Below are 20,886 nucleotides of genomic sequence, written 5' to 3' on the forward strand. Positions count from 1 at the left end.
ACGTTCAGCACACGATTATCGCGGTTTTTGCCGGCGCTCAGCGCGTTTTTGCGCCGCGCACCGTCCGGCGCGCCGTCGTCGAGGGCAGTTCGCCGAACTGGGCCCTGTACGCGTTCGCGAAATGCCCGAGATGGATGAAGCCCCAGCGCGCGGCCGCCTCGCTGATCGGCAGGTCCGACTGCCGCGTGTCGAGCAGCAGGCGTCGCACCTGCGCGAGGCGCAGCGAGCGCGTGTAGTTCAGCGGACCGGTCTGCACGACCGACTGGAAGCTGTTCTGCATCGTGCGCCGGCTCACGCGCAGCTGCGTGCACAGGCTCAGGATGTCGACGGGCGCTTCCGGGTGCTCGATCACGTAGTCATGCACGCGCCGCACGATGTCGGCGTGGCACGCATGCGTGAGGCGGTGCGGCGGCTCGGGCATCCGGTAGGTCAGGAGATCGACGAGCACGTTGGCGACCTCGCCACGCAACTCGGACTGCGCACGCGCCGCATCGAACGTGGCGGGTGCCGACAGCACGCGTTCGAGCAGTGTCGCGAACTGCAGGCTTGCGCGTTCGCGTGCGGCGACCGGCACGTCGACGACGCCGCGCCGCAGCGCGCGCTCGTCGACCCGGACGTCGGCGGCATCCTCGATCTGCTGCATCAGCTCGGCGTCGACGACCACGCCGATCAGCGACATGTCGTCGGGTGAATGCAGTTCGAACGGCGAGCCGCCGCGCGCCATCACGATCGTGCCGCGCTCGATGCGCGCATCGCCGAAGGCGAAGGTGCCCGAGCCGGTGAGCGGCATTCCGAACACCGTATGGCCGGCCGGCAGGCGCCCGCGCTGGATGACGCGCACGTTCGCCGCTTCCTGGAACAATTGCACGCCGTCGAGCTCCACGTGCTTGACCGTGCTGCGATACGAGCCGCAGCCGATCTGGTCGTAACGCTGATCCCAGCCGCGCAGCGCCTCGGCATGCCGGTCTGCGTCGTCGAACATCTGGTGAAACACGAGCACGGCGCCTCCGGCGGTCGTTCGGACCGCGCAAGATTAAACCGACCGGGCGGTCGGTGCAATACGGATGAGCGCTATTCCGGCAGGGGTTCTGGCGGGGTCGGATGGGGCGCGCCGCAGGTGCCTTTCAGGCGGTTTTCCAATATCCCGAATCGGCACGCACGCGTTGCCGGTCCGGGTGCTGAACCGATTTATTGTCGAACTACAGTCGCCCCACATTACCTGAATCCCAACTGGAGGCGACATGAGAACAAGGCGACGCACCGCGGCTTTCGCGGCGACGCTGGCGTTCGCGGCGGCGTGGGCCGGCAGCGCGGACGCGACGGAAAAGCCCGAGGAACTGGTCGTGCAGAAGATGCCGCCGTGGCATCCGCACGCGGTGTACGTCGTGGACATCGCGATGCCGACGATGACCGACGGGCGCATCTTCGTGTACGACGCCGACGCGAAGAAGCTGCTCGGCCAGATCGACGGCGGCTTCGCGCCCGGCCTCGCGATTTCGCCCGACCACAAGACGAGCTTCATCGCGACGACCTATTTCTCGCGCGGCTCGCACGGCACGCGCACCGACGTCGTCGAGATGACCGACAACACGACGCTCGATCACACCGGAGAGATCGTGATTCCGGCGAAGCACGGGCAGCACGTGCCGTCGCCGTACAACACCGCGTTCAGCGCGGACGGCAAGCGGCTGTACGTCGCGAACATCACGCCGGCCGCGTCGGTGACGGTGATCGACGCGGTGTCGAAGCAGGTGCTGTCCGAGATCGACACCGCGGCATGCGTGCTTGCGTATCCGTCGGGGAACGACCGCTTCACCGCGCTGTGCGAAAGCGGCAAGGCGCTCACGGTCACGCTCGACGCGAACGGCAAGGAGGTGAAGCGCACGATGTCCGATGCATTCATCGACGTCGACAACGATCCGGCCTTCATCAACGCGTCGCGCTACCAGGGCGGCTATCTGTTCACGACGTATCACGGCAACGTGCGCAGCGCCGATTTCAGCGGCGCCAGGCCCGCGTTCGGCAAGTCGTGGTCGCTGCTGACCGACGCCGAGCGCGCCGAAGGCTGGCGCCCGGGCGGCATGCAGCAGACGGCCGTGCAGGTCAGGCAGAACCGTTATTACGTGCTGATGCACAAGGGTGGCGACGGCACGCACAAGGATCCCGGCACGCAGGTGTGGATCTACGACCTGAAGACGAAACAGCGCGTCGCGCGCTGGGATCTCGCGCAGCAGAAGGTCGATCCGCTCGTGTCGATCCAGGTCAGCGAGGATGACAAGCCGCTGTTCTACGGGCTGACGGGCACGTCCGATCTCGTCGTGATGGACGCGCACAGCGGCAAGCTGCAGCACGTCGAGAAGCAGATCGGCAGTACGCCGACGCTGCTCGTGAATCCGTGAGGCCGCGATGACGCTCGATCCCGTACTCGCCACCAGCGCGCAGGCCGGCGCGGCCGTCGTCGTGTTGCTCGGCGCCTTCGCGAAGATGCGCCGGCCCGGGGCGTTCCGGCAGGCGCTCGCCGGCTATCGCCTGCTGCCGGATGCGCTCACCGCGCCCGCCGCGTTCGCGATTCCGCTTGCCGAAGCCGTCTGCGCCGCGGCGCTGCTGTTTCCCGATACACGCATGACCGGCGCGCTCGGCCTGATCGCATTGCTGCTCGTGTTCGCGGCCGGCATGACGATCAACATCCTGCGCGGCCACACCGACATCGACTGCGGCTGTTCCGGTTTTGCCGATGCCGCGCGCACGGATGCGCCGCGCGGCATCGGCTGGCTGCATGTCGCGCGCGTGCTGCTGCTCGTCGTGCTGGCCACGACCGCGCTCGTCGAGCCGGGCAGCCGTGCGGTCGTGTGGTTCGACTACCTGACGCTGTTCTCTTCCGTGCTGCTGATCGTCTGCGCGCTGCTCACCGTCGACGTGCTGCTCGCCAACGTACCGCGCCTTTCCCACCTGAGGAATTCATGATGCAAACCGCTCTCACCGTTTCCACCGCCTTGCTGTGGGTCGCCGTGCTCGCGCTCGGCGCGATCTGCCTCGCGCTCGTGCGCCAGATCGGCATCCTGTACGAACGCATCATGCCGGCCGGCGCACTGATGATCGACAAGGGGCCGGCGGTCGGCGCGATCGCGCCCGCCTTCGAGCTGACCGACATTCGCGGCTCGCAGGTGAAGGTCGGCGGCATCGACGCAGCGGGCAAGGCGACGCTGCTGTTCTTCCTGTCGCCGACGTGCCCGGTCTGCAAGAAGCTGCTGCCGCTGCTGCCGTCGCTGCAGGCGAGCGAGTCGACGCCGGTGAACATCGTGCTCGCGAGCGACGGCGATCCCGACGAACACACGCGCTTCGCGCAGAAGCACGACCTCGCGCGCTTCCCGTACGTGCTGTCGCAGGAGCTCGGCCTCGCGTACCAGATCGGCAAGCTGCCGTACGCGGTGCTGCTCGACGACACCGGCACCGTGCGGGCGAAGGGGCTCGTCAATACGCGCGAGCATCTCGAGAGCCTGTTCGAAGCGAAAGAGCGTGGCGTCGCATCGCTGCAGCAGTTCGTGCACGGCGATCACGACCACGACGGCCATCAAGAGCACGCGCAGCACGCGTGATCGGCCGACCTTCCTTCAACGTCAACGGAGAACAACGGAATGGGCCTGTTTGATTCATGGTTCGAACGGTCGGCGCGCGGCGTCGCGCAGCATAGTTCGCGGCGCAGCGCGATGGCGAAGCTCGGCAAGGTGCTGGTGGGATCGGCGATGCTGCCGCTGCTGCCCGTCGATCGCACCGCGTACGCGGCCGACGCGGCCTCGGGTGCATCGGCGGCGTCCGGTGCCGCCGCATCGGGCGCGAGCGACGATCCGATGAGCTGCGACTACTGGAAATACTGCGCGATCGACGGCTGGCTGTGCAGCTGCTGCGGCGGTACGTCGAGCAGCTGCCCGCCGGGCACCACACCGTCGCCGATCACGTGGATCGGTACCTGCCGCAATCCGCACGACGGTTCGGACTACATCGTGTCGTACAACGATTGCTGCGGCAAGACGTCGTGCGGCAAGTGCTTCTGCAACCGCAACGAGCGCGAGAAGCCGCTGTACAAGCTGTCGCTGAACAACGACATCAACTGGTGCATGGCGAACGGTAATTCGAATTACCACTGTTCGGTTTCGGTCCTGCTGGGAGCGGCAAAGCAATGAAAGTGAAGCAAGCTGGAAAGATCGTGGCCGCGTGCGTGGCCGCCGCCGCCGGGTTTCTGATGCTGCCGGGCGAGGCCGGTGCGCAGCAGGCCGTTCATTACCCGGCGGGCAAGAGCCTGTTCGACGCGCAGTGCGCGGTGTGCCACCAGGCGGGCGGCAAGGGGCAGGACGGCCTCGCGCCGCCGCTGACCGAGTATCCGGGCAAGTACGCGACGGCCGACGCGGGCCGTGCGCAACTCGTCGCGACGCTGTTGCACGGGATGTTCGGCGAGATCGAGGTGCACGACAAGCGCTACAACTTCAAGATGCCGTCGTTCGCGAGCGCGAGCGATGACGACATCGCAAACGTGCTCAACTACGTCGTGTTCGATCTCAACGACCGGCACGGCGACGCGAAGCCGTTCACGGCAGCCGACATTCGCGCGGCGCGGGCGAAGGAGATGGACGGCACGGCCGTTCACGCGCAACGGGCGATCGTGACGAAGGGGCTGGGGCTGTGAATGCGGCCGGCATTCGGCGTCGTGGCGGGCGTACGGCGGCGTTGCGGATCGGCTCGTTCGTGACGCGCCGTCTGTCTTCGGCGCTGGTGGTTGCTGTCGCGACATGTGCGATTGCAGCTCCCGCGCATGCCGACGGCGCGGCCGACGCCACGCTCGCGCGGCAGCACTGGGTCCTCAACTGCATGGGCTGCCACACGGCGACGGGCGGCGGCATTCCGGGCAAGGTGCCGCCGCTCGCGAACTCGCTCGGCTATTTCACGCATCTGCCGGCCGGGCGCGAATACGTGATGCGCGTGCCCGGCGCGTCGAACTCGGCGCTGTCGGACCAGGATCTCGCCGACGTACTGAACTGGGTGCTCACGACGATGAATCGCGATGCGCTGCCGCGCGATTTCAAGCCTTATACGGCTGACGAAATCGCCGCGCGTCGACGGCCTGCGTTTTCCGATGTCGCGACGGTGCGTGCGAGGCTCGTGCGCGAATTGCACGAGCGCGGGATCGACGGTGTGTCCGAGCGCTACTGATTAGCGACGACGAGGCGACGCAGCATGTCGCGGCGCTTCGGTCGCGAACACCGGATTGGCAGCGCGCGGGTTCCGCGCTACGCTCGTCGTCATTGGCCGGCGCATGCGCCAGGCGGATCGAACGGAGGTTCAAATGGCAATCGAATACTTCGCAGAAAGCAACCCCGTCACGCGAAACCTGCCTCGATCGTTGGCGACCAAAGCCGGCGATCTGGTATTCGTATCCGGTCAGGTGGCGAGAAACGAAGACGGCAGCATCGTCGCCGGCGGGATCGAAGCGCAGACGCGTCAGACGTTGAAGAACGTCGCACACGTACTCGCGCTGGCAGGATGCACGCTCGGCGACGTCGTGAAAACCACCGTCTGGCTCGAAGACGCGCGCGACTTCGCCGAGTTCAATCGCGTCTATGCGGAGTTCTTCCCCGAGAAGAAGCCGTCACGCTCGACGTTGCAGGCGACGAACATGGTCGGCACCAGGATCGAGATCGAGGCGATCGCGTGCAAGCCCTGAGCGCCATCGCGCCACGTCGATGCGGCCGCGTGCCGCTTCAGTGCGGCGGCGACAGCCGTTTGAAGCGGCTCCACAGCTGCTTCAGCGTCTGATGATCGGCCGCGGCACGCGCGGCCAGAAAGCCGCGAGCAAAGCCCGCGCCCGGCGCGGCGTCGGGTGACGTGCGAGGCAGCGCCTTCAGAAACTGCTCCGCGACCACGGCATCGTTACGCCAGCCCAGATCATCCTGAAGTTCGGACAGCGCGTCGACGTACGTGCGGACGGCTTGCTTGCGGCACAGCGACGCGAAGAATTCGGTGGCGTACCGGACTTTCTTCGCCGCGATGCGCGCACGGTGACGCCGATGATCGTCGAGATCGGCCAGCCTCTTGCCGCGTTTGATCAGTTTCCGGTGCCGGCGACGCAGAACCTCGTGAGCAAAAGGACTCGCCGGCTGCATGATGGCATCGCGCCGTTCGTCAGGCATCCCGTCCCGCCAGCCCTTTCGGTTCACCCATGACGCGAGCTGTAACGCGAGCCGCGTGTAGCGAACCGATCCGACTGCGGAAGCCGCGCGCTGGCGATTGACGGCGGCAATGCGCTTGCAGGCGTTCCGCACTGAACGGATCTCGTCCGGATTGCCGTTCGTGCCGGCATGGTCGAGCGTCGCTCCGGCAAGCACTTCCCAGTCGCGCGCGGCGCCGAGCTCGCCGGCGATCCAGCGCAGTTCGTCGTCAAGGCCGGGATACGCGGGAATCACTTTCGCGAACAGGTCGAGCGCCGAACGCAGGCGACGCAGCCCCACCCGCATCTGATGCACGCTCGACGGATCATGGCCGGACTCGACACCGCGTTCGTTGGCGCGGATCTGGTCCAGGCAGTTGCGCACGATCCGGCAGAACGCGTCTTCGATCGAATCGCGCTTCTTCAGCTGCACCGGTTGCGCCTTGACGGCCGGCTGGTGCTCGGCGACGAGCAGCCCGTACCCGAGATCGGCCTTGCTCTCGTGATCGATGCGCAATGGCGCGATGTCGAGCAATTCCAGTGCGATGCCGTACAGGTTTTCGGGGCGGCCGTGCTTCAGTTCCAGTTCGATCGCGGCGATCGGGACCGACTTCGAATCCGCGTCGACCGTCCCCTTGTCGAGCGCGACCTCGACTTCATCGCCGGAAGGCAGGCGCAGCGGTAGAACCCGCCGCTTGATCCGCGTGACGAACACGGGCTGAAGATCCGGTGCCGTGGCCTGGTCGCGAACCAGGCGGCCACACTCGGTGTCGTCGGGGAGCGTGTCGCGCAGCCGTGTCAGATCGGGGACGTCGCCGTCGACGGGCGTCTCGAATTCGTCCCGCTCGAACAGGCCGGCCCGGGCCGATCCTTCCAGTTTCAACGTCTGGACTCTGTGGTTGCCTGCCGCACGCACCCGCAGGGAAGCCGCGCACCGGTGAAATGCGAGCGTGGCAGTGTCGAAGTACGTGCTCGTCAGCTGTTGAGTCGCACCGGCGCCGTTGGACTGCGCAAGCAACGGCGCGTGGCGCAACTTGTCGAGGTTCTTTGCGGAAACCCGCAGCTTCAGCTCTCGTTCCATACCGCCTCCGATATGTTGCCGACCATCAGTCCCCCGCCGATCCCCGGGAGTCTTCCCAGTCGTGCCACTCGATTCGATGCATGTCCACATAACGACTGACCGCTTCGCCGATCGTCGGAAAGAAGTTGTCGTCGCCGAACATGCTGTACATGCCGTAATGCCTGAGGCTGTCCTTGACGGGGCCTTTCAGCTCCGCGAAGACCAGCTTGACCTGCCGCGCGGCAAGTTCGAGATGCAGCCGTTCGAGGACATCGGCAGCCGTGAGGTCGATGTCGGTCACGGGCTCCGCCGCGATGACGATCCAGCGTGCCGGCTCCGGCGATTCATCGACGGCGCGCAACACGCGTTCCCGAAAGATTTCGCCATTCGCGAAAAAGAGCGGCGCATCCCAGCGCAGCAGCACGAGTCCGGGCACGCGCCGCGCGTCCGGATGGCGCGACACGTCGTGATAGCCCTTCCTGCCGTCGACCCGCCCGAGCACGGCATCGTAAGGCCGCCACGCGCGCCATAGAAACGACAGCACGGTGAGCAGCAGTGCCAGCGCAATGCCGTTCACGACCCCGACGGCTGCAACGCCGACGAAGCACGCCACCGCCTGCACGAACTCGCTTTTGCGGAGCCGATAAAGCCGCACGACGCCGCGCACCTCGATCATGTTCACGCATGCCGCGATCACGACGGCGGCCAGCGCGGATTGTGGCGTGTGCGCAAGCGCGCGCGGCGCGAACAGCAGCAGTGCGGCTACGACCGCGGCAGCCACCACGCCCGTCGCCTGCGTCTTCGCGCCGGCCGCTTCCGCGACGGGCGTGCGTGACCCGCTCGCGCTCACCGCGAACCCTTGCATCAGGCCGGCGGCGAGGTTCGACAGCCCGAGCGCGATGCATTCGTGATTCCGGTCCACGCTGGTGTCGTTGCGCAGTTCGTAGGTGCGGGACAGCACGCTGATATCCGTGAACGAAACGAGCGCGATCGCCGCTGCGCTGCCCGCGAGATGCAGCCAGTCGTCGAGGCTCACGTCGGGGATGCGCGGCACCGGCAGGCCTTGCGGGACCGCACCGACGGTTGCAACACCGGCGCGCGTCGACAGATCGAACCACATCACCACCGCCGTCGCGCCCGCCACGGCGAGCAGCACACCCGGCAACCTGGGCCAGAGCCGTTTGCACGCGAGTATCAGCGCGAGCGCGGCGACGCCGAGTGCGAACGACGTTGCGTTCACCTTCGATGCCGCGATGCCGGCGACCACGTCGCGCACCTGCTCGATGAACGATTCGCCGTTGCCCTTGTAGCCGAGGAGCTTGGGCAATTGTCCGATGCTGATCGTCAGCATGATGCCGTTCAGAAAACCGTACCGGATGGGCAGCGACAGCAGCTCGGTGACGAATCCGAGCCTGAGCGCCCCGACCGCGATGCAGATCGCGCCCGCGAGTATCGCGAGCGCGCCGGCAAGGGCCAGCGCATGCGCGGCATCGCCGTGAGCAAGCGGCGTGATGCTTGCGGCAATCAGCGCGACCAGCGCGGAGTCGGGGCCGAGCACGAGGATGCGGCTGGGGCCGAAGAGCGCGTACGCGAGCATCGCGGCAAGCGACGCATAGAGCCCGTTGACGGCGGGCAGGCCCGCTGCGTTCGCGTACGCCATGCCGGCGGGCACGAGCACGGCACTGAGCGTGACGCCGGCAAGCAGATCGTGCGGCAGCCAATGCAATCGATACGTGCGCGCCGCGGCGAGTCCGTTGATCCACTGCAGCAGGCCGGCATCGGGCTTGCGGGGCGGGCGGGCCGTGTGCTGGCGGGCACGGCTTTTGATGTTCATCGCAGGACGTCAGGGAACCCGGGCGGAATCGTTCGTTACGTCCGCCGGTATCGTTAAAGATTATGTTCCCGTGCCCTCGGAGCGCAAGCCCGGTTTCACGATGTTGCGTTTCGGCGCGCCGGCCTGACAGTCCGGCTACTTCGCCGAACACTTGCCCGATCCAGGCTGGCGATGGCCGAAGTGATCGGCGGTGCGGGTGAATCGCCGGCGGGAGAGGCATCGTCCCGCCGTTGTCCGCTACTCGGTCGCGCGATCGCTCGCCTCGCCGAACGAAGCCCGAACTTCGTTCGCCGTCCGGGCGGGCGCCTGCAGATGCGGAAAGTGGCCCAGTTCCGGAAGAATCGAAATGTTCACCCCGTTTCGGTCCGCGTACTCGATGCCCATTTCCTTCTTGATATAGATGTCCTTCCCGCCCCACACGACCTTCACGGGGACTTTCAGCTTTGCCATATTGGCTTCGAAGTAGTCCTGGTCCCGGGTGAAGCTTGCGTAGTAGTGGAAAAAGGCGTCGGCCGCGGTCAAGTCACCGTCCCATCCCTTCGCCACGTCGTCCATGAATTCCTCGGGCAACGTGTAGCGCTCGTCATCCTCCATGCCCCGGAAGAACGTGTTTGCGAGGATTTCGTCGCGATTCCTGTTCATGGCGGCGCGCACGATATCCGATGAAGGCTTCGATTTCAGGCCTTGCAGGCTTTCGTACATATATTGCGGCCGGTTGAACGGGGCAAAGTCGCCAACGATGATTTCCCGCGCGATATCCGGTTGTTCCAACGCTGCCAGCAGCGCCGGAAGCGCACCGATATCCGTCGCATAAATCAACAGTCTCGAACCATCGATGCCCGACGTACGGATGTAGTCTCTCAGCACACGGGCATAGTCGCTCGGCGCGTACGAAAAGCGATCGGCGCGCGGACGCGACGATTGCCCGTAGCCTGGCCAGTCGAACGCATGGACCTCGTAGTCGCTGGACAGTGATTCGGCAATCGGCTTCCATGCATACATCGTCTCGGGGAAGCCGTGCAGGAACAGCACGATCCCCTTCGATCGTGCGGGGCGGTAGACCATGCGGCGCAGCGTGATGTCGGCATTGACCTGCACGTCGCCGACGTCGACCGTGGGTTCCGGCGACGACGGCGCCGGCACGGTCGGGCACGTTGAAGAACCCGCAGCGGCGGCGGGAGAGGCGGGTGTTTTCGTTACGGGTCGAGTCATGATCGAGGATCTCGTTCGGTGCGACATCGCGCGGCACAAGTTGCGCTTCGCTGTTTCGAAAGATGGCGGGGTGCAGGGGGTTCTACTGAGCCGCCGGAGGATTCAAGAGCTTGCTCAATGGCTTGAGCGGGCCGATCGGGAGCAGCGTGAACGTCATGAGGTGAGCCTTCCCCAACGGGAGTCGTTCCAGCATTTCATGCGCTTCACCCGTGTCCGTCACGTTCAGGACGAACGCGACCCCGGGCCGGTCCTGCAGGGAATACCACTGATCGATCTTGCCCGCGAGATACAGCTGTGTCGTCTCGCGGACTTCGGTCGGAAGAATGGTCTGGACGTGCTGCATGTCCGTGCCGGGAGGAAACGTACCGATCGCCAGTATCTTCGTGATGGGCGTGGTCGGCAACGCAGCGGAATGTGCCATGGAGACTCCTGCGAAAGCGAGCAGCAAGCAAGCTGCCGTCAAATCAAGAAGAAGGCGTTTCATCCTGCGGCCCCGGGCCCGGTGGCGGGACGGCTGCCGCATTGAGCGCGGCGGCTTCCCGTTCCGACAGATAACACGCGCGAAAGCGCTCGTCCACGCGCTCGTGCATCAATTGCGAGAAGAGTAGTGCGGCATCGAGCGGTCGATGATTGATGACGACGGAATCCGTATCGCCTTGCTCGTTCATATGGGCGACGACCACCGTCTCGATCGGCACACCGTTGATACGTGAACGATAGGATTCCAGATAAAGATCGTTGCCGATCATGCCTTTGTAAGCATGCTGCTGGAACTCGTAGAGCGAGACCGCGTGCTTGATCACCGAGAGAATGTCGGCTCGTCCGTCGATCGGGCGCTTCAGCACGGTGGCTTCCAGCGTCGCGTTTTCGGCCAGGCGCGCCAGCCACCGCGGCGGACCGTCGGCGGGTGCCATCATCGGGGCCGTGTCGTTGAATTTCATGGCGGTTACTCCTTGCACGCGTTGCGCGTGACACCTGCGTTTGCGGCATCGAGAGCTGCCGCGAGCGCAACGCGTGCCTTTTCCCGGCGCCGTCGCGCAAGGCGCTCGGTGCCCGCGTCGCGCTCCGGTTCGCCCGCGAGCAGCGCGTGGATATCGGGCAGCGTCCAGATCGCGCCGCGCGTTCCCCACGCACCGTCCGGGATCTCGGTCGGAAAGATCCAGACGCGCGGTGCGACATCGTCGAACGGCCGGCCTTCCGCGCGTGCCACGGCTTCCGTGACGCGTCGGACGAGCGAGCGGCGCGATTCGTCGGTGTATTGCCCTTCGGGAACCGAAGGAATGATCCGGTAGCGCACCGTATCGGTACGTTCGCCGCCGATGTAGATCGCGGCCGGCCGGTGCAGATGGAATACGGTCACGCGCTGAACGACCGGGCTCGCGGGATCGTACCCTTCTGCTTCGATGAGGATATCGGTCAGTTCCCTGACGAGGCGGGCTTCAGCATCGGGCGTCAGTGCGTGGTCGGGCCACATCGCATCGATCATCGGCATCGGATGCTCCTGTTTTCGGTTGATCGGATGGCGCCATCGTCGCGGTTTACGCGGACGCAGGAAAGTGGCAGCATCGCCACTATTCAAGGAAATTCGGACACGCAATGGCGATCATCCGCATCTGGGTCTATGACGGAATCCTGGCGTCCGGCGTCGCGGGCCCGGTCGATGTCTTCAGCGCTGCAAATCAGTTCCATGCGCGCCGGGCGGAACCGGGCGCGTCGTCCGCGCCGTTGTTCGCATGGCGCGTGGAGTCGCTCGACGGGCAACCGGTGAAGGCGGCGTCAGGTCAGATCATTCCGGTCGACGGCAAGATCGACCCGCGCAAACGAGCCGACGCCGTGCTGCTGACGGCACCTTTCTTTTCGCGGATCGACGAGTTCCTCGGGCATCGCGAGCAGTTGAGCGAACTGACTTCCGCACTGCGGCGTCAACACAAGGCCGGCGCGATGCTCGCCGCGTATTGCACGGCGAATTACCTGCTTGCCGAGGCGGGGCTGCTGGATGGCCGCGTCGCGACGACGCACTGGGCGAGAGCGGCGGATTTCGCGCGCCGCTATCCGCGTGTCGAAGTCCGCGCGAACGAGTTGCTGCTCGCGCAAGACGGGATCATCTCGGGCGGCTCCGTCACGTCCTATCTGAACCTCGCCGTGCATCTCGTCGAAGCCTGCGCCGGCGGAGAACTCGCGACGATGACCGCGAAGGCGCTGTTGATCGACATGAACCGGACGTCGCAGGCCTCCTTTGCCACGCTTCTCGACGAACACGGGCATACCGACACGCTCGTGGCGCGCGCTCAGCAGCGGATGGAAGCGACATTGCAGCAAGGATTCCGGCTCGGCGATCTGGCGGCATCGCTGGCCGTCAGCGAACGCACGCTCAATCGTCGCTTCAAGGAAGCGGTCGGCCTCGCGCCGTTGACGTATCTGCAGAATTTGCGGGTCGAGGTCGCGAAACGTCTGCTGGAAACACGGCCGATCGGGCTCGAGGACGTGAGTCAGCGCGTCGGTTACAGCGATGTCAGTACATTCCGGCAATTGTTCAAGCGCAAGACGGGGTTGTCGCCGAGCGAATATCAAGTGCAGTTTTCGCGTGCTGCGGCGAAGAGCGTGCAAGCCGAACCACGCGATCAGCGCGATTGAGCGTCGCGACGTCGCGTTGCCGCTCGCGTCAGGTCCGGGCCGCTCCGGTCGCCGCCTTTCTTTGTATCCCGAAGTATCTACAACAGACGCGGATACGTACGCATACATATCGCCGACTTTCCGACAAGAACGGGATACGTTCGCCTGCTCCAATGCGCCTGTCGCGAGCGGAGTGCCGCACCGCGCATTGTCCAAGGAGTGTGTCATGAAAGTCGTCAAGGCCGCCGCTGTCCAGTTCAGCCCGGTGCTCTACAGTCGTGAAGCCACCGTCGCCAAGGTCGTGGAGAAGATCCACGACCTTGGCCGGCAAGGTGTGCAATTCGCCACTTTTCCCGAAACGGTCGTCCCCTATTACCCGTATTTCGCGGCCGTTCAGACGGGCATCGAACTGCTGTCCGGTACCGAGCATCTTCGACTGCTGGAACAGGCCGTCACCGTGCCGTCCGCCGCGACCGATGCGATCGGCGAAGCAGCACGCAAGGCCGGCATGGTCGTGTCCATCGGCGTCAACGAGCGAGACGGCGGCACGCTGTACAACGCGCAATTGCTGTTCGACGCGGACGGGCAACTGATCCAGCGCCGTCGCAAGATCACGCCGACGCACTTCGAGCGCATGGTTTGGGGGCAGGGCGACGGATCGGGGCTGCGCGCGGTCGACAGCGCCGTCGGCCGTATCGGGCAGCTCGCGTGTTTCGAGCACAACAATCCGCTCGCGCGTTACGCGATGATTGCCGACGGCGAGCAGATTCATTCGGCGATGTATCCGGGTTCGGCCTTCGGGGAAGGCTTCGCGCAGCGCATGGAGATCAACATCCGGCAGCATGCGCTCGAGTCCGGCGCGTTCGTCGTCAATGCAACGGCGTGGCTGGATGCCGACCAGCAGGCGCAAATCATGAAGGACACCGGTTGCGCGATCGGCCCGATCTCGGGCGGCTGCTTCACGACGATCGTGTCGCCCGACGGCATGTTGATGGCCGAGCCGCTTCGATCGGGCGAGGGCGAGGTCATCGTCGATCTGGACTTCTCGCTGATCGACCGTCGCAAGATGCTGATGGATGCGGCCGGTCACTATAACCGCTCGGAATTGCTGAGCCTGATGATCGACCGTACGCCGACCGCGCATGTTCACGAACGCGTCGCGCAGCCGGTGGCCGGATATGACGCGGGCGCGGACGATTGGCGTGCCGCGGCTGCGTGATGCGCGGGCTTGCCCGGCCGTTGCCGAACATTCGGCTTGCCGATCGGGGCCGGCAGTCGCCGCATGAACGCGCATTCTCTTGATCGCAACATGTGCATATGCATGTAGGGGTGCGATGAAATCTTTCCTTGAAAGGTGTGTGATATGAAAACGAACGCTGCCGATGATCGGCCGCTCCTGATGTCGGGCGCCGAAATCGCGCCTGCCGGCGTCGGTCGCAACGTGACGACGTCGTTGTCGCGCCGGCGCTTTGTCGGTATCGCGGCCGCCGCACTGGCGGCCGGCTCGCTGAGCCGCCTGGCGCTCGCGCAGACGAGCCCGGCAATCGGCACCGCGGAACCCGCACGCGGCGACAGATCGGCGATTCGGCCGTTCCGGGTGCATGTGCCCGACGCGCAGCTCGCCGACATGCGGCACCGCATCAACGCGACGCGTTGGCCGGACCGCGAGACCGTGGCCGACGAGTCGCAGGGCATTCAGCTTGCGACCATTCAGGCGCTCGCGCGGTATTGGGCGAGCGACTACGACTGGCGCAAGTGCGAAGCGACGCTGAATGCGTATCCGCAATTCGTGACCGAAATCGATGGCCTCGACATCCACTTCATCCATGTGCGATCGAAGCACGAGAATGCGATGCCGTTGATCGTGACCCACGGCTGGCCCGGCTCGATCATCGAGCAGTTCAAGATCATCGCGCCGCTCGTCGATCCGACGGCGTACGGCGCGCCGGCGTCGGATGCGTTCCATCTCGTGATTCCGTCGCTGCCCGGCTATGGTTTTTCCGCGCGACCCACGACGACGGGATGGGGGCCGGAGCGCACGGCGCGCGCATGGGTGACGCTGATGAAACGGCTCGGCTACGCGCGCTTTGCTTCGCAGGGCGGGGACCTCGGCGGCATCGTCACGAACATCATGGCGAAACAGGCGCCGCCTGAACTGATGGGCATTCATGTGAATTTCCCGGCGTCCGTGCCGGCGGAAATTCTGAAGTCGCTGACGGCCGGCGATCCCGCACCTGCCGGCTTGTCGGACGAGGAGCGGCACGCATATGAACAGCTGAGCGCCAATTTCAAGAGGAAGCGCGGTTACGCGATTGAAATGGGTACGCGCCCGCAGACGTTGTACGGACTCGCCGATTCGCCCGTCGCGCTGGCTTCGTGGCTGCTCGACCACGGGGACGGTTACGGCCAGCCGGCGGCAGCGCTGAGCGCGGCCGTGCTGGGTCGCCCGGTCAACGGCCACTCGGCCGGCGCGCTGACACGGGACGACGTGCTCGACGACATCACGCTTTACTGGCTGACGAACACGGGCGTCTCGGCGGCGCGTTTCTACTGGGAATCGCATGCGAACTTCTTCCTTGCGGCCGACGTCGGCGTGCCGGCCGCGGTGAGCGCGTTTCCGGGGGAAAACTACCAGGCGCCGCGGAGCTGGACCGAGAGGGCTTATCACAAGCTGATTTACTTCAACAAACCGGAAACAGGCGGGCACTTCGCGGCATGGGAAGAACCGATGATCTTCGCGAATGAAGTGCGTGCCGGGTTGAGACCGTTGCGCGCGTGACGTGCAACCGCCGAAATTTCCAACGAGCGGCAGCTTTCGTTAGAATCGTTCGACTATCAGAGAAAAGCAGCGTTGCATCGGCGCAGCGGCATCCGCTCATGAACACCGCTCGCGCTCATCCCATGTCCTTTACCGGAGGCGAACGTGCCAGGATTACTTCCCGATGTCGACCGCGACGGGCTTCTCGAGTACTCGGTGGTGTACACCGACCGGTCGATCAATCACATGTCGCAGCGCTTCCAGGGCGTGATGCGCGATATTTCCGCTGCGCTGAAGAAGGTCTACAACGCGAAGGCGGTCGCAATCGTCCCGGGCAGCGGGACGTTCGGCATGGAAGCCGTGGCCCGGCAGTTCGCGACGAACAGGAAGTGCCTCGTCATCCGCAACGGCTGGTTCAGCTTCCGCTGGTCGCAGATTTTCGACATGGGCAGCATTCCGTCCGAGTCGATCGTGCTGAAGGCGCGTCCGGTCGAAGCGGGCAGACAGGCCGCCTTCGCGCCGGCGCCGATCGATGAAGTCGTTGCGGCGATTCGCGAGCACAAGCCGGATCTGGTGTTCGCGCCGCACGTCGAAACCGCGTCGGGGATGATGCTGCCCGATGCGTATCTGCGTGCGGTCGCCGACGCCGTGCATGCGGTCGGCGGCATGTTCGTGCTCGATTGCATCGCGTCCGGCACGATCTGGGTCGACATGGAGGCGAGCGGTGTCGACGTGCTGATCAGCGCACCGCAAAAGGGCTGGAGCGCGTCGCCCGGCTGTGCGCTGGTGATGCTCGGTGCGCTCGCCCGCGAGCGCATCGATGCGACGACGAGTACCAGTTTCGCGTGCGATCTGCGCAAGTGGCTGCAGATCATGGAAGCGTACGAAAACGGCGGGTTCGCGTATCACGCGACGATGCCCACGGACAGCCTCGCGACGCTGCGCGACGTGATCAAGGAAACGGACGCGTACGGCTTCGACAAGGTGAGGGCGGAACAACTGGAGCTCGGCACGCGGATTCGTGCGTTGCTCGCCGAGAAGGGGTTCCGGAGTGTCGCGGCCGAAGGCTTCGAGGCACCGGGTGTCGTCGTCTGTTATACCGATGACGACGATATCCGGTCCGGCAAGAAATTCGCCGATGTCGGCATGCAGATCGCGGCCGGCGTGCCGTTGCAATGCGATGAGCCGGCGGATTTCAAGACTTTCCGGATCGGCCTGTTCGGGCTCGACAAGCTGAATGACGTCGATGCGGCGGTTGCGCGGTTCGCGAGTGCGCTGGAGCGGGTGCTGTAGCGCGTCGCCGATCCAGGCGTGCGTTGCGGCGCATGACGTGACGAGATCGATCTCATCACGCGTCACCGATGCGCCGCGTTTTCCGAATGCCGCCGCGATTGATCATCGGCCGATGAACGGATGGGCCTGAGTCGAAGCGAATACGCGCCGGCTACGAGCGCTTGCGTGCGAATCCGATGTGTGAAAGGTTGGACTGGGTCAAACAGGCAGCGTCAGGTCGGCGATATGTGCAGTACGGCAATGGCCCCGTTCGTGTGCTGGTCATGCATGACTGGCTGGGCGACCACTCCAGCTACGATGCCGTCATGCCTCGGCTTGACGGCCACGCGTTCACGCATGTTTTTGTCGATTTGCGTGGCTACGGCCGGTCCATCGAGTTGGACGGCGAATACACAGTAGAAGAGATCGCCGCCGGATACCTCACGGCAGCGGTCTTGGCAAGGTCCGTTGGGTCGTTGAGCGCACGCTTGGATGCACAATTTCCGACGTCTCCGCGTTCGCATCGAGCGACGTCCGGACATCCCAAAGTGCTCCTTGAACTCGGCTGCTGCACGATCTGCTGGAACACATTGCTATACACTTAGCATCCCCTATGAAACCGTCTCTAGGCCGTTCAACCGGTAGCAACCGACCACGGCTGGTCGTGAGCGTGGGCCGTGGATGCCGGATGCGAGCCGAACCTCGTCCGCCAGGAGTCGGGATGTGCGTCACGTAGACGTACCGAGCACACACTCTGCGAGCCACCTCAACTCTCTAAGAACCCCGCGCACATACGCGACCTGGTCGATCGCCCACCGTTCCTCGCCTTCCATCATCTGCTCGAGGGTCAAGCCGGCCGGCAGCGGCGTATCGCTCATCGCGCGATAAGGAATGAACGGATCGGATTCTTCGTCGATCATCCGGAACGCCGGCGCGGGGTAATGGTTTTCCTGTTCGAGGATGAACGCGATCACCTGCGGCGCATCCTCCCCCAGCATCAGCAGGTCGAACAGCATGCGCGCGCCGGGCAGTTCGTCGGCGGCGCTACCCTGCAGCACGCCGTAATGTCCGAATCCGCGCGCTTCCGGCACGATGCGCACACCTTTCATGTGGACCTGGCGAATGTGCGGCGCCAGGTTCCGCAACGCCTGCAGCGGCTGCTCGCACGCGTTGATCATGTTCCCGAAATCGAACAGCGCATTGATGCGGGGATGGCCGACCCTACGCAGTAGCATCGCGATTTCGGCGCTCTTGAGCTCTTCGTGCTGTTCGAAGTCGACGTGGAGATCGAAGCGCTCGGCCAGTTGCGCAAGGTAGAGCAGGTCCGCGCCGACCCTGTCCATGACCGCAGACAGCCGTCCTTCGTAGCGCGAATACACGCGGAGATTGCGCACGCCCATCACCCGGGCAATGCGGGCCGCTTCGTCAACATCCGCGTGCGCGGTGCTACTCAGTTCGAGATGGAGTGCGAGCCCCAGCGTTCGGGCACGCTCGGCGACCGCGCACAATCCGTCGTCGGACATTCGAGCGAGACTGTTCGCTTCGCCGTCGAGCAGATGAATGCACATGCCGTCCAATTCGTGACGCGACGCGAAATCGAGCAGATCGATCGGCCGATAGCGACCGTGCGTCAGATTGGTCAGCAGCGGATACGCGTGGCCGAACAGCCGCACGCTGTCGACGCGCTCCAGCAGCTTCGCGGCAAGGGGCGGCGTGAGCGCGGGCGCCGGCCAGCGCGACGGATCGCGCACGTTATGGTTCAACAGCGCGTCGAACCGGTCCTGAACGGGTTGCAACTGTGACATGCTCGTTTTCTCTATGAAGGAAGGCGTGAACGGCGGATGCGCGCCGGCGTTCACGCGGTGTCCTCGCCGCCCCACGGCTGGTCGGCCTGACTGTCGACCGAAATGCGCACCGCGTCGTGGCGCCAGTATTCGTGGTCGCAGTCGACCAGCATGCCGTGCTGGTCGAAATTGACCCGCGTGATCATCAGGATCGGACTGCCGGGCGTGACGTTCAGCTGCTGCGCGACGTCACCGCGCGCGGCCGACGGATAGATCTCGAATCGCGAGCGGGAAAAGCGCAGGTCGTAGAACTGTTCGTAGGTCTGCGTCAGCGATTTCGAAAAATCGTGCTCGAGGATGCCGGGGAAGCGCTCCGGCTTGAGGAAATGCTCGACGTACGACACCGCGCGGCCGTCCAGATAGCGCAGGCGGCGGATCTGGTATAGGCGGGTGAGCGGTGCGAGCGCCATTTCCTTGCACAGCAGCGCGTTTGCGACGACTTGTCCGGTACCGACGACCTTCGTCTCAACCTGACGCTTCTGCAGCGTGACCATGCGCTGAAAGTAGGTGCGGTAGAGCGGGTTGTAGTTCAGCCGCGGATAGGCGACGAACCAGCCGCGCCGTTCCTCCCGGTAGATCAGGCCTTCGGCCTCGAGCGCTAGCAGCGCGTCCTTGAGGGTGATGCGGGTCGTGTCGAACAGCTCGCACAGCTCACGTTCGGACGGCAGCTTCGCGCCGGGGGCGAGGAGGCCGCTGTCGATCTGGCCGGTGAGCGCCTGCCGGATCTGCATGATCTGGGTTGGAGGGCGATCGTTCATGCGATGACTAGTCCAATATTGCTATTTTTCGGATGCCGCCTTTTTGCCAGACCTCGATGACGGCCGTATGACAACGGAATGATCAACGATGCAGTGCATATGCGACTGAGATTCACGCCATTTTTTCAGAATCTGCGCAGATCGCAAGTTTGAAGACGCAAAACTGACATATTCGGCCTCTAAGATTCGCGCTGTTTTTTTGACTAGTCCAGAGGACGACCACCATGCGCACCCTGATTGCCGGTTGCATCGCCGGCGCCCTGAGCCTGACCATCACCACCGCATTCGCGCAAAACATCGACGGCCTGATCAGCGCCGCGAAGCAAGAGGGCGCAGTCAACAGCCTCGGCATGCCGGCCGACTGGGCCAACTGGCAGGACACGTGGACCGGGCTTTCGCAGAAATACGGCCTGAAGCACCAGGACACCGACCTGAGCTCCGCCGAGGAGATCGCAAAGTTCGACGCCGAGAAGACCAACGCGAGCGGCGACATTGGCGACGTCGGCTATACGTTCGCGCCGATCGCGGTGCAAAAGGGCGTGACCCAGCCGTACAAGCCGACCACCTGGAGCCGGATCCCCGCGTGGGCAAAGGACAGGGACGGCCAATGGGTGGTGTCGTACACGGGCACGATCGCGTTCATCGTCAACAACAAGCTGGTGAAGAATCCGCCGAAGACGTGGGCCGACCTGCTGAAGGGCAAATACAAGGTCGCGCTCGGCGACGTCGGCACGTCGGCACGCGCGAGCAGCGCGGTACTGGCCGCGGCCTATGCGCTCGGCGGCAACGAGAAGAACCTGAAGCCGGCGCTCGACCTGTTCGCCCAGCTCGCGAAGCAGGGCCGCCTGACGCTGAATGACCCGAACATCGCCAATCTGGAAAAAGGCGAGGTGGAGGTCGGCATCCAGTGGGATTTCAACGCGCTCGCGTATCGCGACAAGATCGACGCGTCGCGCTTCGACGTGCTGATACCGCAGGACGGTTCGCTGACCTATGGCTATTCGACGATCATTAACAAGTACGCGAAGCACCCGAATGCGGCGATGCTCGCGCGTGAGTACATCCTGAGCGACGCCGGCCAGGTCAACCTGGCGCGTGGCTACGCACGCCCGATCCGTGCCGACGTGAGGATTCCGCAGGACGTCGCCGCGAAGTTGCTGCCGGCGTCGCAGTACCGCGTCGCGAAGCCGATCGGCGACTTCGCCGCGTGGGAACTCGCGCAGAAGCAATTGCCGCGCGCGTGGCAAGAGCAGGTGATCGTCAACATGCAGTGAGGATGCGCCGCGCAGCCCGGGTCGCCGCGCAATCGCGACGGTCCGGCGCGCAAGCCTTGCGG

The 20,886-nt window shown here is 64.8% G+C and carries 21 protein-coding genes and 1 pseudogene; 13 read left to right on the plus strand and 9 right to left on the minus strand.

The features are described 5' to 3' along the window. Positions 1–37 precede the first annotated feature (37 nt). A complete protein-coding gene (locus U4Z64_RS22280) occupies positions 38–1,000 on the minus strand; it encodes a helix-turn-helix domain-containing protein (RefSeq protein WP_321821103.1) in 963 nt (320 codons plus the stop codon). A 241-nt stretch (positions 1,001–1,241) separates the two neighbouring features. Here U4Z64_RS22280 and U4Z64_RS22285 point away from each other — a divergent pair, with 241 nt between their 5' ends. The 7 genes from U4Z64_RS22285 (at position 1,242) to U4Z64_RS22315 (ending at position 5,716) form a co-directional block, all read left to right on the plus strand. After that, on the plus strand, positions 1,242–2,399 hold the full coding sequence (locus U4Z64_RS22285) for an amine dehydrogenase large subunit (protein ID WP_321821104.1): 1,158 nt from the start codon (positions 1,242–1,244) through the stop codon (positions 2,397–2,399). Positions 2,400–2,406: 7 nt separating this feature from the next. Further along, the gene (locus tag U4Z64_RS22290) at positions 2,407–2,964 is read left to right on the plus strand and encodes a MauE/DoxX family redox-associated membrane protein (RefSeq protein ID WP_321821105.1); all 558 of its coding nucleotides are present in this window, start codon (positions 2,407–2,409) and stop codon (positions 2,962–2,964) included. Next, positions 2,961–3,596, plus strand: coding sequence for a methylamine dehydrogenase accessory protein MauD (mauD, locus tag U4Z64_RS22295; protein ID WP_124666908.1), 636 nt, complete (start codon positions 2,961–2,963; stop codon positions 3,594–3,596). Before U4Z64_RS22290 ends, mauD begins: the two co-directional genes overlap by 4 nt. Positions 3,597–3,635: 39 nt before the next feature. Beyond that, entirely contained in the window at positions 3,636–4,181 is a 546-nt protein-coding gene (locus tag U4Z64_RS22300; protein ID WP_044847763.1) for a methylamine dehydrogenase light chain, read from the plus strand. Beyond that, on the plus strand, positions 4,178–4,681 hold the full coding sequence (locus U4Z64_RS22305) for a cytochrome c (protein WP_321821106.1): 504 nt from the start codon (positions 4,178–4,180) through the stop codon (positions 4,679–4,681). The genes U4Z64_RS22300 and U4Z64_RS22305 overlap by 4 nt, the downstream gene beginning before the upstream one ends. Positions 4,682–4,722: 41 nt before the next feature. Further along, complete coding sequence (locus U4Z64_RS22310) at positions 4,723–5,205, plus strand: c-type cytochrome (protein WP_185733771.1); 483 nt, start codon at positions 4,723–4,725, stop codon at positions 5,203–5,205. Between the two features lie 133 nt (positions 5,206–5,338). Further along, on the plus strand, positions 5,339–5,716 hold the full coding sequence (locus tag U4Z64_RS22315; RefSeq protein WP_321821145.1) for a RidA family protein: 378 nt from the start codon (positions 5,339–5,341) through the stop codon (positions 5,714–5,716). A gap of 37 nt (positions 5,717–5,753) precedes the next feature. Here U4Z64_RS22315 and U4Z64_RS22320 read toward each other — a convergent pair whose 3' ends face one another. The 6 genes from U4Z64_RS22320 to U4Z64_RS22345 all read right to left on the minus strand — a co-directional run bounded on the left by U4Z64_RS22320 (position 5,754) and on the right by U4Z64_RS22345 (position 11,797). Next, the gene (locus U4Z64_RS22320; RefSeq protein ID WP_321821146.1) at positions 5,754–7,280 is read right to left on the minus strand and encodes a CHAD domain-containing protein; all 1,527 of its coding nucleotides are present in this window, start codon (positions 7,278–7,280) and stop codon (positions 5,754–5,756) included. A 25-nt stretch (positions 7,281–7,305) separates the two neighbouring features. After that, entirely contained in the window at positions 7,306–9,093 is a 1,788-nt protein-coding gene (locus U4Z64_RS22325) for a SulP family inorganic anion transporter (protein WP_321821107.1), read from the minus strand. Positions 9,094–9,330: 237 nt separating this feature from the next. Next, a complete protein-coding gene (locus tag U4Z64_RS22330) occupies positions 9,331–10,305 on the minus strand; it encodes an alpha/beta hydrolase (protein WP_321821108.1) in 975 nt (324 codons plus the stop codon). An 82-nt stretch (positions 10,306–10,387) separates the two neighbouring features. Next, positions 10,388–10,726: a muconolactone Delta-isomerase family protein gene (locus U4Z64_RS22335; protein ID WP_124891683.1), complete on the minus strand. Its 339-nt coding sequence runs from the start codon at positions 10,724–10,726 to the stop codon at positions 10,388–10,390. 43 nt (positions 10,727–10,769) lie between these two features. Further along, entirely contained in the window at positions 10,770–11,246 is a 477-nt protein-coding gene (locus tag U4Z64_RS22340) for a hypothetical protein (RefSeq protein WP_321821109.1), read from the minus strand. 5 nt (positions 11,247–11,251) lie between these two features. Continuing rightward, positions 11,252–11,797: a tautomerase family protein gene (locus tag U4Z64_RS22345; protein WP_044847770.1), complete on the minus strand. Its 546-nt coding sequence runs from the start codon at positions 11,795–11,797 to the stop codon at positions 11,252–11,254. Positions 11,798–11,901: 104 nt separating this feature from the next. On the opposite strand from U4Z64_RS22345, the gene U4Z64_RS22350 reads away from it, so the two are divergent. The 5 genes and pseudogenes from U4Z64_RS22350 to U4Z64_RS22370 all read left to right on the plus strand — a co-directional run. Next, positions 11,902–12,939: a GlxA family transcriptional regulator gene (locus U4Z64_RS22350; RefSeq protein ID WP_321821110.1), complete on the plus strand. Its 1,038-nt coding sequence runs from the start codon at positions 11,902–11,904 to the stop codon at positions 12,937–12,939. Between the two features lie 205 nt (positions 12,940–13,144). Continuing rightward, entirely contained in the window at positions 13,145–14,137 is a 993-nt protein-coding gene (locus U4Z64_RS22355) for a carbon-nitrogen hydrolase family protein (protein ID WP_044847772.1), read from the plus strand. A gap of 180 nt (positions 14,138–14,317) precedes the next feature. Next, on the plus strand, positions 14,318–15,697 hold the full coding sequence (locus tag U4Z64_RS22360) for an epoxide hydrolase family protein (RefSeq protein WP_321821147.1): 1,380 nt from the start codon (positions 14,318–14,320) through the stop codon (positions 15,695–15,697). 144 nt (positions 15,698–15,841) lie between these two features. Next, a complete protein-coding gene (locus U4Z64_RS22365; protein ID WP_124521531.1) occupies positions 15,842–16,969 on the plus strand; it encodes an aminotransferase class V-fold PLP-dependent enzyme in 1,128 nt (375 codons plus the stop codon). Between the two features lie 406 nt (positions 16,970–17,375). Beyond that, positions 17,376–17,553, plus strand: a pseudogene (locus U4Z64_RS22370) (IS5/IS1182 family transposase); the annotation flags it as partial. A gap of 123 nt (positions 17,554–17,676) precedes the next feature. On the opposite strand, the gene U4Z64_RS22375 reads toward U4Z64_RS22370, so the two are convergent. Both U4Z64_RS22375 and U4Z64_RS22380 read right to left on the minus strand, forming a co-directional pair. Further along, the gene (locus U4Z64_RS22375) at positions 17,677–18,753 is read right to left on the minus strand and encodes a sugar phosphate isomerase/epimerase family protein (RefSeq protein ID WP_321821111.1); all 1,077 of its coding nucleotides are present in this window, start codon (positions 18,751–18,753) and stop codon (positions 17,677–17,679) included. Positions 18,754–18,803: 50 nt separating this feature from the next. Then, positions 18,804–19,550 carry a UTRA domain-containing protein gene (locus U4Z64_RS22380; protein ID WP_321809438.1) on the minus strand — a complete coding sequence of 249 codons (747 nt, stop codon included), beginning with the start codon at positions 19,548–19,550 and terminating at the stop codon, positions 18,804–18,806. A gap of 224 nt (positions 19,551–19,774) precedes the next feature. On the opposite strand from U4Z64_RS22380, the gene U4Z64_RS22385 reads away from it, so the two are divergent. Further along, positions 19,775–20,824, plus strand: coding sequence for an ABC transporter substrate-binding protein (locus U4Z64_RS22385; protein ID WP_321809439.1), 1,050 nt, complete (start codon positions 19,775–19,777; stop codon positions 20,822–20,824). Positions 20,825–20,886: the final 62 nt, after the last annotated feature.

It is taken from the genome of Burkholderia sp. BCC1996 (assembly GCF_905339955.1).
Lineage (GTDB): Bacteria > Pseudomonadota > Gammaproteobacteria > Burkholderiales > Burkholderiaceae > Burkholderia.

What these genes read in the sequence shown, in the direction of transcription:
- U4Z64_RS22285 (WP_321821104.1), top strand. Translation starts at nt 1,242, where the DNA reads ATGAGAACAAGGCGACGCACCGCGGCTTTCGCGGCGACGCTGGCGTTC.
- U4Z64_RS22290 (WP_321821105.1), top strand. Translation starts at nt 2,407, where the DNA reads ATGACGCTCGATCCCGTACTCGCCACCAGCGCGCAGGCCGGCGCGGCC.
- mauD (WP_124666908.1), top strand. Translation starts at nt 2,961, where the DNA reads ATGATGCAAACCGCTCTCACCGTTTCCACCGCCTTGCTGTGGGTCGCC.
- U4Z64_RS22300 (WP_044847763.1), top strand. Translation starts at nt 3,636, where the DNA reads ATGGGCCTGTTTGATTCATGGTTCGAACGGTCGGCGCGCGGCGTCGCG.
- U4Z64_RS22305 (WP_321821106.1), top strand. Translation starts at nt 4,178, where the DNA reads ATGAAAGTGAAGCAAGCTGGAAAGATCGTGGCCGCGTGCGTGGCCGCC.
- U4Z64_RS22315 (WP_321821145.1), top strand. Translation starts at nt 5,339, where the DNA reads ATGGCAATCGAATACTTCGCAGAAAGCAACCCCGTCACGCGAAACCTG.
- U4Z64_RS22320 (WP_321821146.1), bottom strand. Translation starts at nt 7,280, where the DNA reads ATGGAACGAGAGCTGAAGCTGCGGGTTTCCGCAAAGAACCTCGACAAG.
- U4Z64_RS22325 (WP_321821107.1), bottom strand. Translation starts at nt 9,093, where the DNA reads ATGAACATCAAAAGCCGTGCCCGCCAGCACACGGCCCGCCCGCCCCGC.
- U4Z64_RS22330 (WP_321821108.1), bottom strand. Translation starts at nt 10,305, where the DNA reads ATGACTCGACCCGTAACGAAAACACCCGCCTCTCCCGCCGCCGCTGCG.
- U4Z64_RS22335 (WP_124891683.1), bottom strand. Translation starts at nt 10,726, where the DNA reads ATGGCACATTCCGCTGCGTTGCCGACCACGCCCATCACGAAGATACTG.
- U4Z64_RS22340 (WP_321821109.1), bottom strand. Translation starts at nt 11,246, where the DNA reads ATGAAATTCAACGACACGGCCCCGATGATGGCACCCGCCGACGGTCCG.
- U4Z64_RS22345 (WP_044847770.1), bottom strand. Translation starts at nt 11,797, where the DNA reads ATGCCGATGATCGATGCGATGTGGCCCGACCACGCACTGACGCCCGAT.
- U4Z64_RS22350 (WP_321821110.1), top strand. Translation starts at nt 11,902, where the DNA reads ATGGCGATCATCCGCATCTGGGTCTATGACGGAATCCTGGCGTCCGGC.
- U4Z64_RS22355 (WP_044847772.1), top strand. Translation starts at nt 13,145, where the DNA reads ATGAAAGTCGTCAAGGCCGCCGCTGTCCAGTTCAGCCCGGTGCTCTAC.
- U4Z64_RS22360 (WP_321821147.1), top strand. Translation starts at nt 14,318, where the DNA reads ATGTCGGGCGCCGAAATCGCGCCTGCCGGCGTCGGTCGCAACGTGACG.
- U4Z64_RS22375 (WP_321821111.1), bottom strand. Translation starts at nt 18,753, where the DNA reads ATGTCACAGTTGCAACCCGTTCAGGACCGGTTCGACGCGCTGTTGAAC.
- U4Z64_RS22380 (WP_321809438.1), bottom strand. Translation starts at nt 19,550, where the DNA reads ATGAACGATCGCCCTCCAACCCAGATCATGCAGATCCGGCAGGCGCTC.
- U4Z64_RS22385 (WP_321809439.1), top strand. Translation starts at nt 19,775, where the DNA reads ATGCGCACCCTGATTGCCGGTTGCATCGCCGGCGCCCTGAGCCTGACC.